At 62.7% G+C, this 13391-nt stretch carries 13 protein-coding genes; 6 read left to right on the forward strand and 7 right to left on the reverse strand.

Annotated features, from left to right (window positions below):
* Nucleotides 1–86: 86 nt before the first annotated feature.
* From HX855_RS30650 to HX855_RS30660, 3 genes are all read right to left on the reverse strand, one after another.
* A complete protein-coding gene (locus HX855_RS30650) occupies nucleotides 87–395 on the reverse strand; it encodes a hypothetical protein (protein WP_178948046.1) in 309 nt (102 codons plus the stop codon).
* Between the two features lie 137 nt (nucleotides 396–532).
* Nucleotides 533–1255, reverse strand: a complete 723-nt coding sequence (locus HX855_RS30655; RefSeq protein WP_177090666.1) for a pirin family protein — start codon at nucleotides 1253–1255, stop codon at nucleotides 533–535.
* A gap of 82 nt (nucleotides 1256–1337) precedes the next feature.
* The gene (locus HX855_RS30660) at nucleotides 1338–1769 is read right to left on the reverse strand and encodes an AraC family transcriptional regulator (protein ID WP_256353116.1); all 432 of its coding nucleotides are present in this window, start codon (nucleotides 1767–1769) and stop codon (nucleotides 1338–1340) included.
* A 170-nt stretch (nucleotides 1770–1939) separates the two neighbouring features.
* Here HX855_RS30660 and HX855_RS30665 point away from each other — a divergent pair, with 170 nt between their 5' ends.
* The 4 genes from HX855_RS30665 (at nucleotide 1940) to HX855_RS30680 (ending at nucleotide 6105) form a co-directional block, all read left to right on the forward strand.
* Complete coding sequence (locus HX855_RS30665; protein ID WP_177090668.1) at nucleotides 1940–2530, forward strand: antibiotic biosynthesis monooxygenase; 591 nt, start codon at nucleotides 1940–1942, stop codon at nucleotides 2528–2530.
* Nucleotides 2527–4365, forward strand: a complete 1839-nt coding sequence (locus HX855_RS30670; RefSeq protein ID WP_177090670.1) for an amidohydrolase — start codon at nucleotides 2527–2529, stop codon at nucleotides 4363–4365. Before HX855_RS30665 ends, HX855_RS30670 begins: the two co-directional genes overlap by 4 nt.
* An 18-nt stretch (nucleotides 4366–4383) precedes the next feature.
* Nucleotides 4384–5007, forward strand: a complete 624-nt coding sequence (ycaC, locus tag HX855_RS30675) for an isochorismate family cysteine hydrolase YcaC (RefSeq protein WP_177090688.1) — start codon at nucleotides 4384–4386, stop codon at nucleotides 5005–5007.
* A 210-nt stretch (nucleotides 5008–5217) separates the two neighbouring features.
* Nucleotides 5218–6105 (forward strand): LysR family transcriptional regulator, encoded by an 888-nt coding sequence (locus tag HX855_RS30680; RefSeq protein ID WP_177090672.1) that lies wholly within the window; start codon nucleotides 5218–5220, stop codon nucleotides 6103–6105.
* A 45-nt stretch (nucleotides 6106–6150) separates the two neighbouring features.
* Here HX855_RS30680 and HX855_RS30685 read toward each other — a convergent pair whose 3' ends face one another.
* Both HX855_RS30685 and gcvA read right to left on the reverse strand, forming a co-directional pair.
* Nucleotides 6151–7125: an ABC transporter substrate-binding protein gene (locus HX855_RS30685; RefSeq protein ID WP_177090674.1), complete on the reverse strand. Its 975-nt coding sequence runs from the start codon at nucleotides 7123–7125 to the stop codon at nucleotides 6151–6153.
* 216 nt (nucleotides 7126–7341) lie between these two features.
* Nucleotides 7342–8244, reverse strand: a complete 903-nt coding sequence (gcvA, locus tag HX855_RS30690; RefSeq protein ID WP_177090676.1) for a transcriptional regulator GcvA — start codon at nucleotides 8242–8244, stop codon at nucleotides 7342–7344.
* A 200-nt stretch (nucleotides 8245–8444) separates the two neighbouring features.
* On the opposite strand from gcvA, the gene HX855_RS30695 reads away from it, so the two are divergent.
* Nucleotides 8445–9674 (forward strand): YbfB/YjiJ family MFS transporter, encoded by a 1230-nt coding sequence (locus HX855_RS30695; RefSeq protein WP_177090678.1) that lies wholly within the window; start codon nucleotides 8445–8447, stop codon nucleotides 9672–9674.
* Between the two features lie 52 nt (nucleotides 9675–9726).
* On the opposite strand, the gene HX855_RS30700 is transcribed toward HX855_RS30695, so the two are convergent.
* Nucleotides 9727–11307, reverse strand: coding sequence for a rhodanese homology domain-containing protein (locus tag HX855_RS30700; protein WP_177090680.1), 1581 nt, complete (start codon nucleotides 11305–11307; stop codon nucleotides 9727–9729).
* The gene (locus HX855_RS30705; RefSeq protein ID WP_177090682.1) at nucleotides 11304–11912 is read right to left on the reverse strand and encodes a cysteine dioxygenase; all 609 of its coding nucleotides are present in this window, start codon (nucleotides 11910–11912) and stop codon (nucleotides 11304–11306) included. The genes HX855_RS30700 and HX855_RS30705 overlap by 4 nt, the downstream gene beginning before the upstream one ends.
* A 219-nt stretch (nucleotides 11913–12131) precedes the next feature.
* Between HX855_RS30705 and HX855_RS30710 the strand changes: the two genes are divergently transcribed.
* The gene (locus HX855_RS30710) at nucleotides 12132–13037 is read left to right on the forward strand and encodes a LysR family transcriptional regulator (protein WP_177090684.1); all 906 of its coding nucleotides are present in this window, start codon (nucleotides 12132–12134) and stop codon (nucleotides 13035–13037) included.
* The last annotated feature ends 354 nt before the right edge of the window (nucleotides 13038–13391 follow it).

The following is a 13391-nucleotide window of genomic DNA, read 5'->3' on the forward strand; positions in this document are numbered from 1 at the left end:
GTGGCGCTGTTGGCGGTGAGTAAACAGCAGGCGAAAAAAAGCCGGCTGATTCAGGCCGGCTGGGGGTGAACCGCAAACAGCTGGGGTTATGCGCGGTTTTCCATCAGGCGGTCTGCACCACCTTCGGCTACACGGTTTTCCATCAGGCGGTCTGCACCACCTTCAGCCACGCGGTTGCCTTGAATGCGGTCTGCGCCACCTTCAGCCACACGACGTTCCAGCAAACGATCAGAGCCACCTTCAGCCACACGGCGGTCCAGCAAACGGTCAGAACCACCCTCAGCCACGCGGCTGTCCATCAGGCGATCCGCGCCGCCTTCAGCGAGGGCAGGTTGGGTCAAGGCGCTTACAGCAAGTACCGAGAAAGCGAGGCTAAGCAAGAGTTGGCGTTTCATGAGGGTGTGCTCCGAGAAAGTCGTTGGTGGGTATGGATGCGATGTTACGCGGTGGATTTTTTTAGAGAACTTCATTGGGCTGATGGTGACTATCGACGCCAGCGATGGCCCGTTTTCCCGGGCCATCGCGCCGACTGTCACGGCATTTCAGGCCGTTCCTGAGGGCGCAGGTCGAACACCAGCACCTCGGCGTCCTCGCCATGGCTCAGGTAAATCTCCCGCTCATCGCGCACTCGGGCACCGTCGCCTTCGTGCAAGCGTTGGCCGTTGACTTCAACGCTGCCCCGCGCCACATGGATGTAGGCGTAGCGCTCCGGCGCCAGGGCCAGGCTCGCGGTTTCATAGCCGTTGAACAGCCCGGCATACACCCGCGCATCCTGGCGCACGCCGAGGGAGCCGTCGGTGCCTTCCGGCGAGATGATCAACTGCAACCGGCCGCGTTTTTGCGCCTCGGTGAAGTGCTCCTGTTGATAGCGCGGTTCAGCGCCTGCCACGTCCGGCACGATCCAGATTTGCAGGAAGTGCACGCCCTGGGTGTGGCTGTGGTTGAACTCGCTGTGGGCCACGCCGCTGCCGGCGCTCATCAGTTGCACGTCGCCTGGGCGAATCACCGAACCGGTGCCCAGGGTGTCCTTGTGTTCCAGGGCGCCTTCGAGCACATAGGAGAAAATCTCCATGTCGCGGTGCGGGTGTTGGCCGAAGCCCTTGCCGGCGGCAACCCGGTCATCGTTGATCACCAACAGGTCGGAAAAACCCTGCTCCTTGGGATTCCAGTAGTTGGCGAACGAGAAGGTGTGGAACGACTTCAACCAACCGTGATTGGCGGCGCCGCGTTCCGAGGCTTTGCGAAGGGTCAGCATGGGGTGTTCTCCTCAAGGGAAGCTGGCTGCGAGATGCAGGGCTTCGGTGTGAGGAGAAGATTACTGGTTAGCGATGGGTTGATTAAGAAGCTGAAATCGGAATGACTGTCTCTTTGCTGTTGACGATCGCCAGCTGTGTCAGCCGCAGATGCTGGCGGTAGCGCAGCTGAAGTTTGCGCCAGGCCATCGGGTTGACGCCTTCGCTACGGCTGAACAGGTGACAGAAGTGCGCCTGGTCGCAGAATCCGCATTCCTGGCTGATCTGCGTCAGGCTCAGGGCGGAGCCGGTGATCAGCACCTTGGCCCGCTTGATACGTTGCTGGCGAATCCATTCCTGGGGCGAGACCCCCGTGGTGCGCTTGAAGGCCCGGGAGAAATGGCTGCGGGACAGCTCACAGGCGCGGGCCAGTTCCGTCACCTCCAGGGGTTCGGCCAGGTTGGCGAGGATCAATTGCTTGACCCTCTGTTCCCGTTGGGCGCAGAGCGTTCCGGTTGCAGCGGCGGGTTGAGCCATGATCGATATCCGTGGTCGATGGGCGCTTGTTTTCAAACACCTTACCGGTGAATGAACCCCCAGTGTAGACCGCTGCAAGCATCTCTTGAGCAGAGCACATACATGCAATTTTTCTGGAGCGGGCCGTCGCACACTGGTGCGAACGTTCAGGCATCCAGGGGAAGGGCACGATGGACTCAGCAGCGCAAGGCGGGCCGGACGAAGTCGTCACGTTGGTGGTCAAGCACCGCATAAAACAGGGCCTTGAGGCCGACTATGAAGCCTGGCTACGGCGCATCGTGCGTATCGCCGGCGAGCGCCCGGGCCACCTCGGCGTCGACGTGGTGCGCAGCAAGCAGGGCGGCCTTGCGCTGTTCACCTGCGTGCTGCGTTACCGCTCCACCGATGACCTGGAGCGCTGGCTCGATTCGCCGCAGCGCCTGGCGTTGATCAACGAAGCCGCACCGATGTTGGCCGATGGCGACCAGACCGAAGTCGGCGCGGTGAACGAGTTCTGGTTCTCGCCCCAGGCCGATACCGTTGCCAAGCCGCCGCGCTGGAAACAGGCGGTGGTCACGCTGCTGGTGATTTTGCCGCTGACGCTGCTGGTGCCGATTATCTGGGGCCCGGTCCTGCGGCTGCATCCGTTCCTGTCCAACTACATCGTCGCCACCTTCCTGGTCACGCTGACCATCGTTGTATTGGTGGTTTACCTGCTGATGCCGGCGGCCACCCGCCTGTTCGCGCCCTGGCTTGAAGCCTCTGTAAAGGAAACCCTATGAACGCCGATCTGATTCTGTTCAATGGCCAGTTCCACACCGTGGACCGTGAAAACCCCCGCGCCAGCGCAGTCGCCATCCACCAGGGACGCTTTGTCGCGGTGGGCACCGACGGCGAAGCCATGGCCCTGCGCGGCAGTGGTACCCAGGTCATCGACCTCAAGGGCCGCACCGTCATCCCCGGCCTCAACGACTCGCACTTGCACCTGATCCGTGGCGGGTTGAACTACAACCTCGAACTGCGCTGGGAAGGCGTGCCGTCCCTGGCCGATGCCCTACGGATGCTCAAGGACCAGGCCGACCGCACACCCACGCCGCAGTGGGTGAGGGTGGTGGGCGGCTGGAACGAATTCCAGTTCGCCGAAAAGCGCATGCCCACCCTCGACGAACTCAACCAGGCCGCCCCCGACACCCCGGTGTTCGTGTTGCACCTGTATGACCGTGCCTTGCTCAACCGCGCTGCCCTGCGCGTGGCCGGCTACACCAAGGACACACCGAACCCGCCCGGCGGCGAGATCGTACGCGACAGCAACGGCAACCCCACCGGCATGCTGGTGGCCAAGCCCAACGCGATGATTCTCTACGCGACCCTGGCCAAGGGCCCGAAACTGCCCCTGGAATACCAGGTGAATTCCACCCGCCAGTTCATGCGTGAACTCAACCGCCTGGGGCTCACCAGCGCCATCGACGCCGGTGGCGGTTTCCAGAACTACCCCGACGATTACGCGGTGATCGAGCAGTTGGCCAAGCACGAGCAACTGACCGTGCGCATCGCCTACAACCTGTTCACCCAGAAGCCCAAGGAAGAACTCAGCGACTTCAAGCATTGGACCGGCAGCGTGACCCTGCACCAGGGCGACGACTACCTGCGCCACAACGGCGCCGGCGAGATGCTGGTGTTCTCGGCGGCCGACTTCGAAGACTTCCTGGAGCCACGCCCGGACCTGCCGCTGACCATGGAGCAGGAACTGGAACCGGTGGTGCGCCACCTGGTGGAACAGCGCTGGCCGTTCCGCCTGCACGCCACCTACAACGAATCCATTTCGCGCATGCTCGACGTGTTCGAGAAGGTCAACCGCGACATCCCGTTCAACGGCCTGCCATGGTTCTTCGACCACGCCGAAACCATCACCCCGCAGAACATCGAGCGGGTGCGGGCCCTGGGCGGCGGCATTGCGATCCAGGACCGCATGGCGTTCCAGGGTGAGTACTTTGTGGAGCGCTACGGCGCCAAGGCCGCCGAGGCCACGCCGCCGATCAAGCGCATGCTCGCCGAAGGCGTTCCGGTGGGCGCCGGCACCGACGCCACCCGTGTGTCGAGCTACAACCCCTGGACCTCGCTGTACTGGATGGTCAGCGGCCGCACCGTGGGCGGGTTGGAACTGCACGCCGAAGGCTTGCCCCGGCTGACCGCCCTGGAACTGTTTACCCATGGCAGCGCCTGGTTCTCGTCCGAGCAGGGCAAGAAGGGCCAGATCAAGGTCGGCCAACTGGCGGACGTGGCGGCACTCTCGGCGGACTTTTTCAGCGTCGACGAAGAAGCCATCAAGTGGATCGAATCGGTGCTGACCGTGGTCGGCGGCAAGGTGGTATACGGCGCCGGCGACTTTGAAGATTTCGCACCACCCCGCGTGCCGGTGCTGCCGGACTGGTCGCCGGTGGTCAAGGTGCCGGGCCACTGGCGCCCGACTTCACCCCTGCAGGCCCAGGTGCACCAGTGCAGCGGCCCGTGCGGTGTGCATTCCCATAGCCATGAACGGGCGCGTCTCTCGAACGTACCGGTCAGCGATTTCCAGGGTTTCTGGGGCGCATTTGGCTGCTCGTGTTTTGCCTTCTGACTCAACCCTCAACGGAGTATTCCCATGACTTACAAACGCCTGAACAAAGATGACGCCGTGGTGCTGCTGGTGGATCACCAGACCGGCCTGATTTCCCTGGTGCAGGATTTCTCGCCCAACGAATTCAAGAACAACGTGCTGGCCCTGGCGGACCTGGCCAAGTTCTTCAAGCTGCCGACCATCCTCACCACCAGCTTCGAAAACGGCCCCAACGGCCCGATGGTACCGGAGCTCAAGGAACTGTTCCCGGACGCGCCGTACATCCCGCGCCCTGGCCAGATCAATGCCTGGGACAACGCAGATTTCGTCAAGGCGGTGAAAGCCACCGGGCGCAAGCAACTGATCATTGCGGGCGTGGTGACCGACGTGTGCGTGACCTTCCCGACGTTGTCGGCCTTGGCCGAAGGCTTTGAAGTGTTCGTGGTCACCGACGCGTCGGGCACCTTTAACGAAACCGTACAACAGGCGGCGTGGGCGCGGATGACGGCAGCCGGTGCACAACTGGTGAACTGGTTCTCGGTGGCCTGCGAGCTGCAGGTGGACTGGCGCAACGACATGGAAGGCCTGGCCAACCTGCTGTCGCCGCGCATTCCCAACTATCGCAACCTGATGAACAGCTACTCGGCACTGGCGGCCAAGTAACCTCAGGGCGAAGCAACCTCCTTGTGGCGAGGGCGCTTGCTGTGGCGAGGGAGCTTGCTCCCGCTGGAGTGCGAAGCGCTCCCAGGATTTTTGGGGCCGCTACGCAGCCCAGCGGGAGCAAGCGCCCTCGCCACAGGGGTATCGATATTTGATTGGTGGTGATGCGACAACCCGGTTATAAAGAGCTTCAGCGTCCACCGAGAAGCGACAATGAACCCCTTCGAAGACATGCGCCTGTTCTGCCAGGTCATGGAATCCGGCAGTTTTACCGCCGCCGCCGAACACCTAGGCCTGTCCAAGCAATTTGTCAGCCGGCGCCTGATCCAGCTGGAAGAGCGCCTGGGCGTACGCCTGCTCAACCGCTCCACCCGCCGCCTGGACGTCACGCCCCTGGGCCAGAGTTACTACGAATCTGCCTTGCGCCTGCTCAGTGAAGTCGAGCAAGTGGAGCAGGGCATCGCCGGGCAAAACACCGACCCCCGGGGCACCATTCGCCTGAGCGCGCCGTTGTCGTTCGCCATGGCACACCTGGGCAGCCTGTTGCCGCTGTTCCTGCAACGCCATCCCCACGTCACTGTGGAAGTCGACCTGAGCGACCGCCCGGTGGACCTGATCAGCGAAGGCTATGACCTGGTGCTGCGCATCGGCACCCTCGAAGACTCGACCCTGATCGCCCGGCGCATCGCCAGCGTGCAGCGCGTGTACTGCGCCAGCCCGGATTACCTGGCCGGTCACGGTACACCGCAACGCCCCGACGACCTGGCCGACCACGAATGCCTGCCTTACGGCCACGCACGCCAGGTGCAATGGCACTTCAAGGTCGACGGCAAACCCCACACCCGAAACGTCAGCGGGCGCATGCGCGTGAACAACGGCGAGCTGCTGTGCGAAGCCGCGATTGCAGGATTGGGCATCACCTATTTGCCGAACTTTATCGTCGCCCAAGCCCTGCAGGACGGCCGGCTGGTGACACTGCTGGAAGACTTCGCGCCCGAGTCCCTGACCCTTTCCGCCGTGTACCCCCAACACCGCCAGAGTTCGCGCCCGGTGCAAGCGTTGATCGAGTTCCTGCGTGAGCGCCTGGCCGGCGGTTGTTGAGTCAATATCGCCTGCCGAAGACTGGCGTCATCCCCTGACGGTTTGTCAGCGGGAAGCTTGGGTAAGGGGCGTACGCTTGGCGTTGAAGCTCGTGTCGAAGCCCTGGGAAACGTCGATGTGTCGGGTCAGCAGGCCTTCTTCCTGGTAAATATCGGCGGTGGTTTGCAGGCCGCTGATCACCGTGTCGTCAATCGGGACGGGTTGCATATGGGTAGCGTTGGCCACGGCCACGTGCACCTCCAGCGGTAAACCGGTGATTTTCGCCATGGCCGCAGCGAAAGCCTGGGGATGATCGTTGCTCCAGCGGTAGGCGCGGTCCACCCGGGCGACAAAGTCATCCAGTTGCACGCGTTTGTCGGCGATCGCCTTGCTGGTGGCGGCCAGGTACAGGTGGTTGCTCAGCAGGTTATTGCCGCTGGCGAGGACCCTGGCCTGGCTTTGGGACGTGACGACGGTGGTGTAGGGGTCCCAGGTGGACCAGGCGTCGACGGTGCCGTTATCCAGCACCAGGCGTGACTCGCTGGGCAGCAGGAAAATGAACTGCACGTCGTGGGTGGACAGGCCCACGCTGCGCAACGCCTTGATCGCCAGGAAGTGCCCGATGGAGCCGCGGGTGGTGACGATGCGCTTGCCCTTGAGGTCGGCGAGGTCGTGGATCGGGGAATCCTTGGGCACGATCAACGCGGTGGTGTTGCGGCCTTCGGCGTGGATGATGCTGACCACCTTCAGCGGTGCACCGGCACCGAGGGCGAACACGTAGGGCGCGTCTCCCAGGGCGCCGATGTCCACCGCACCGGCGTTGAGCGCTTCGCCCAACGGCGCGGCGGCGGGGAATTCGGACCACTGGATGTCGTAGGGCACGTTCCTGGTTTCGCCGGCGACTTCCAGCAGGGCCTTGATCGTGGATTTCTGGTTGGCCACCCGCAGGGGTTGCAGGTCGGCGGCCTGGGCGGTGGTGATCAGGCTCAGGGCGAAAACGGTGCTGAACAGCAGCCGCTTGAAAAGGGTGGCAACTACCATGAGGTGCAGGCTCCAGGCGAATTTTGAGGTTTTTCGGTTACCTCCGCCTGGAGAAGGGGTCGGTGAGGGGGTAACGTTATTCCCATAAAAACTGCCTGTGAAAGTCTTTCTGGTTATAAGTTAATTATTAAAATAAATGATTATGGCGTAGATAATTATGCTGCATGTGCATTTATTGGGGGCGGATGATGAGGTTGCGAGGTGTCCGTTCCCCCTCTAAATCAGGCTGCCTTCCGTTATTAGCCAATCGCGCAGCGTTTCAAAATCGGCGTGGTTGCAGAGCAGCGGTTCACGCCAGACCAAAAACCAGCTCAGGGTGTCCTCCATTTCGGTATCGCTGACTCGCACCAGGCGGCCGGTGGCGAGGTCATCCGCCACCAACACATCTCGCGCCAGCGCCACGCCCTGGCCGGATATCGCCGCCTGTAGCGTCAGCCCTGCGTCGTCGTACACCGGCCCCTGAGACGGCGCCGGAGCCTCCAGGCCTGCGGCTCGAAACCAGGGGCGCCAGGCTTGTCGTGGATTTCTGAGCAGGGGCATGTGCAGCCAATCGCTTGGCGTGCGCATGGGGCTTTGCGCCAGCAGCCCGGGGCTGCATACGGGGAAGAGGGTGCTTTTCATCAGTTTGAGTGCGTGCAGCCCCGGCCAGCTTCCCCGACCATAACGGATGGCGAGATCAATACCGTCGCGGCCGTCCAGCGCCGCGAGCATGGCGGTCGGCCGGATGGCGATCTCGATGTGGGGGTGCTGCGCTTGAAACGCCGGCAACCGTGGGACCAGCCAGCGCAGGGCGAGACTGGGCAACACGCTGATGGTCAAAGGTGTTGCGCTGGCTGCGAGGCGCGGGCGGGCACGGGCGTTATCGAATGCCTGGGCCAGGGCATTCAATCCCTCGCGAACCTCCAGGATCAGCACCTGGCCTGCCTCGGTCAGGATCATTCGCTGGCCTTCCCTGACAAATAACCGGATGCCTTCAAGGTCACGTTCAAGCCGGGCGATGTGCTGGCTGATCGCACCGTGGGTCAGTGAAAGTTCCTGCGCGGCCCGGCTGTAGCTCAGATGCCGTGCAGCGGCTTCGAAGGCGCGCAATGTTTGGAGCGGGGGCAAGTAGGGAATCAAGGTTGTTAGTTCCACTCACAGTGATTGTCAGTCGATATGGTTGGGCAGCATCTGGCTGGGCGCCCACACTGAGCTATAAACCGCTGGTTGCTGCGACTTTAGGCATAAAAGAGATCCCTCGCCATAGGCACAGCAACTTGTTTTTTGGCTAACAGACAGGTGGATATTGGTCGCCTGTAATCGCGTGAGAACACCGACCCATGACTACTCAAGCTGGCACGGACCGCCATGATTTGACCGCCGTACTGTCGCAGGGCGCCAAGCAGGTGCCCCTGTGGGTTTTCTTCGGCTTGGCGATGGCACCGGCCGTTGCGTTAGGCCTATCCCGATTCGCTTATGCGTTGCTGTTGCCGTTAATGAGAGCCGAGCTTGGATGGAGTTTTGCCGATGCAGGCGCCATCAGCACGGCGAATGCGTGCGGGTACCTGGCCGGCGCTCTGGTGGCGGCGCCCCTTGGAAAAAGGGCAGGGGACAAGCGGGTTTTTGCCACGGGCCTTTTGCTGACCGCGCTGGTGGTCGGCGCGATGGGGCTGACAGCCGATTTCAGGCTGCTGTTGCTGCTGCGTTTTATCGCCGGGTTAGCGGGAGCCGTGGCGTTTGTATCCGGCGCCGGGCTCACCTCGGCGGCCACCGGTGGCGACAGGAAAGGTCGCGCGGCTTTGCTGCTGGGGATCTATTTTTCCGGCGCGGGTATCGGCGTGATTGCTTCGGCACTCGGTGTGCTGCCGTTTCTCGACATGACGGGATGGCGTGGAGGATGGTTCGTGTTGGGCCTCCTTTCGTTGGTCGCCACGTTGTTCGGTTGCTGGTCCCTTGGCCGGTGTCCGCCGAACGTTCGTGGCCCCGGTGGGGCCGGGCCGGTAGCCTGGTCGCCGGTCTTCATGGCGCGCAAGTTGATCGCTTATGGCCTGTATGGCGCGGGGTACATTGCTTACGCGACGTTCATCGTTGCGTTTCTGAGAAATGAACAAGGGTTCACCGATGAACGTATCACGCTGTTCTGGTGCCTCGTCGGCGCCGCTTCGGTGGTCGGGGCGTTCGTCTGGGGGCCCCTGCTCGGGCGGCTCAGGGGCGGGTGGGGCACCGCGTTCACCATCGGTGTGGTGGCAATCGGTGCGGCAGTGCCGTTGTTTTTTGACGGTGTTTTTGCCGCTTATGTATCAGCCTTGCTGTTTGGTGGCTCTTTCCTCGCGGTGATCGCCGCCGTCACCTCTTTTGCGCGTAAGGCGGTTGCTCCTCACGCGCTGACCTCGGCGGTGGGTGCGCTGACCATTGCGTTCGGCCTGGGTCAATGCATCGGACCCTTGCTCAGTGGCGCTCTCGCCGATGGCGCGAGTGGTGTGCGAAACGGCCTGTGGTTATCCGTCGGGATTTTGCTGGTCGCGGGTATGGTTGCCGCCTTCCAGCCTGAGCCGCCTGCACAGAGCTGACGCCCATAGGACTGGTCTATAGGACCAGCCCCATCGGGTGGGGCGTGGTTTTTCAGATCACATAAAACCCATGGGTGCCGTCGCGGGCCAGTTGGTCCACCAGGCCGAACTCCCAGTCCAGGTAGGCCTGCATGGCTTCCCTCGGGCTGTCGGTGCCTTCGTATGGGCGGCGGTAGCGGTCGATGCGCGGCGAGGCGAGGCGGGTTTCACCTTCTTCCAGGGGCAGTTGCGCGGCGATCCAGCTGGCGGTGCCGTCTCGCAGCAGGAACACGGGCTTGCCGGTCAGCGCCTGCACTTCGGCCACTGCCAGGCGCGCCAGCTGGCTGCTGCCGCAGGTCAGTACATAGCGTTCGGCGGCAGGCACCTTGCGCAAGGCGTGCGGCAGCTGTGCACGCAACGCCCACCACGCACCGGGAATGTGGCGCTTGACGTAGTGGGCGCTGGCGGTGAAATCCAGTACGGCGGTGTCGCCATGAGCCTGCCATTCGGCGAGGGTGTGCGGGCTGATCAGTTCGGCCTGTTGCGGCGCCGGAACGGGGGCGACCCAGGCGCCTTGTTCGCTGAAATGCGCGGGTTGCAGGTCATCCAGCACATGCACGTCCCAGCCCAGTTGCGCGAGCCACGAGGCAGACATATTCGCCCGCACGCCGTCGTCATCCGCCAGCACCAGCCGGGCGCCACGCACGCTGGCGACGTGATCGGTTTCCTGCACCAGTTGGCCGCCCGGCGTGGAGCGCGCCCCAGGCAGGTGGCCGGCTTCGAATTCTTCCGGGGTGCGTACATCGAACAAATACGTGGTGCGCGCCGCGTCCTGTTGCCAGCGTTGCAGGTCGGCCAGGGTGGCGCGGCCAACACGGGCTTTGTCGGCCACTCGGCGGGCGTCCTTGGCGGCGATCTGGCGATGCGCTTCGGAGGTCGGCGCAAAGCGTCGGGCCTGGCCGTGTTGCAGCGTCTGCCCGGCCAGGGTCCAGCCGATGGTGCCGTTGCGCAGGGCCGACACCGGGTTGGCGATGCCGGCATTGATCAGCGACTGGGTGCCGATGATGCTGCGGGTGCGCCCGGCGCAATTGACGATGATACGGGTGGCCGGGTCGGGTGCCAGTTCACGGGCGCGCAGCACCAGTTCGGCGCCGGGCACGCTGATGCCGGTGGGAATGCTCATGGTCTGGTATTCATCAAAGCGGCGGGCGTCGAGCACCACCACATCGGCGTTGCTGTCGAGCAAGGCCTGCACTTCTTCGGCCGCCAGGGACGGTGTGTGGCGCTGGCTTTCCACCAGTTCGCCAAAGGATTTGCTCGGTACGTTGACGTCGATAAACAGCTCGCCACCGGCGTTGCGCCAACCGTCCAGGCCGCCTTCCAACAGGCTCACCTCGGTATAGCCGAGGGTCTGCAAACGCTGGGCGGCGATCTGTGCCAGGCCTTCACCGTTGTCGTACACGGTCACGTAGGTGTTCAGGCGCGGGATGCGCGAGTACACCTCCAGCTCCAGTTTCGACAGCGGGATATTCGCGGCAAACAGCGGGTGGGATTCGGCGAAAGGCGCTTCTTCGCGCACGTCCACAAGGGCGACTTCTTCACGGTCCAGCAGGGCCTGGCGAATCTGGGCGAAGGTGCGGTTCGATGCAGTCATGGGGCAGGGCTCTCTTTGGACAAATCCCAGATGTTTGGGAGAAACGCGTTGGAGTAACCGGAGATAAACAGCTTCTCGCTGCCGTCCGGCTGATACACGGCGCGGCGTACGGCACCGATATTGGCGCCGTACACGTGAATGCTGACGGACACCTGGTCGTCGAAGGCATTGCTGACCTGATGGATGTCACCGATCTTTGGCGACACCGCTTCCACCTGGCCGGGTTCCAGCTGAATGCGTTTGCCCTCGGCGATCAGTGCGCCCTCGGCGTTGCGCGCAAAACCCTGGGAGTACTCGGAACCCCGCAACATGCCGATCAGCCCCCACACCCGGTGGTCATGGATCGGCGTGGTTTGCCCCGGCCCCCACACAAAGCTGACGATACTGAAGCGCTGGCGCGAATCGGCGTGCAGCAGGAATTGCTGATAACGCTCGGGATTGGGTTGGGCAAAATCGTCCGGCAGCCAGTCGTCGTGGCTTACCAGTTGTGCCAGCAGCTTGCCGCCGCGGTGCAGCAGGTCGCCTTCCCGCGGGTTGCCGTCGATCAATTCCGCCAGGGCGCCAATGAATGCTCTGAGTCTCTCCGGGTGTCGGGCCAGGGTCATGACAATTCCATCGTGGGTGGTTCGTGGTGATGGGTTTATCTAAGCATAATGTTTATAGTTAATATGCTGTTTTTTAATGATTAGGTTATAGCTGAAAGTAATTTAGAACCGGTTTGAATGGCGCTGTAGGTTATCGGCCCGGTGGCAGGCTATCCAGCCACCGGTTATGGAACTATGCTTTTCACACATCTTAATGACTGTTCTCTATGTGCGGCCCAAATGAAAATTGACGATATCGATGCGTTTGTCGAAGTGATTCGTTGCCAGTCCATCAGCCATGCCGCCGAGTCATTGCAACTGACCCAGCCGGCCATTACCCGTCGTGTGCAGAACTTCGAGCAGGCGCTGGGGGTGGAGTTGTTCGACCGCAATACCAAGCCGCTCAAGCCTACGTTGATTGGTACGCGGGTGTATGAACAGTGCCGTTCGATCCTGCGGGAAATGGACGCCCTGCGGGAGCTGGTGGCTACCGACGCACCGCCCACCGGACTGCTGCGCCTGGGTGTGCCACAAACCATCGGCGACGTGGTGCTGCTGGATGCCCTCAAGCACCTGCGCAACGAATACCCTGAACTGCGGGCCCAGGTGGCCACGGGTTGGGGCAGCCAGCTGGTGGGCAAGATCGAGCGCGGCGAACTGGACGCGGCGGCCGCGTTGTTCCCGGCGGGCAAGATCTTCCCGGACAACATCGTCGGCGAGTCCCTCGGCAAGCTGGAACTGGTGGTTGTGTGCGCCAAGGGCCAACTGCCGAAGAAGCCTTGCAAGCTGGCGGACGTGTACCAGAGCGGCTGGATTCTGAACCCGGATGGCTGTGGTTTCCGCGCCGGGTTGCAGCGCACCTTGTCGGACCAGGGCCTGGCGTTGCGGGTTAACCTGGAGACCTTCGGCACTGAGCTGCAACTGGGCCTGGTGGCGGACGGCCTGGGCCTTGGCCTGGTGCCGCGGCCGTTGCTGGAGCGCAGTGCCCATCGTGATCAGTTGGCGGCCATGCCGTTGAAGGATTTCAAGCCGGTGATGGATTTGTGGCTGATCTACCCGCACTTCCTTGGCAACCTGCAGGGGCCGGTGGATGCGTTTGGCCAGTTGGTTGCGGCGTCGTTGCACAAGGTCCGCAATGCGGCGTGAACGGTCAGTACTCGGGCGTTCGCTGCAAGCGGTGCTGCATGACCATACTCGCGACGGTATTGCGGTATTGCGGTATTGCGGTATCGGGGTGTCGGCGCAGAAGCACGGAAAGCGGAGTGGCGCGGCATTCTCTGAGGTTGTGAGTCTGGTTTTCTATCTGGGCGGGGAGAGTACATATCCGTTTCTTCGGTAACGGCTGCTATTGGTTCCGCTCTTACAGCGGGTCACTTTTGGAAAAGAGCCCCAAAAGTAACCAAAAGGGCTCTTGCCCCACCACTCGGCACCTCGCTTAGGCTCGGTGTGCCCGCACTCCGGCATTGCTCCGCGGGCCGCCGCGACGGGGCGTCCCTGCCC

This window comes from Pseudomonas sp. IPO3778, assembly GCF_013386825.1.
Taxonomy (GTDB): domain Bacteria; phylum Pseudomonadota; class Gammaproteobacteria; order Pseudomonadales; family Pseudomonadaceae; genus Aquipseudomonas.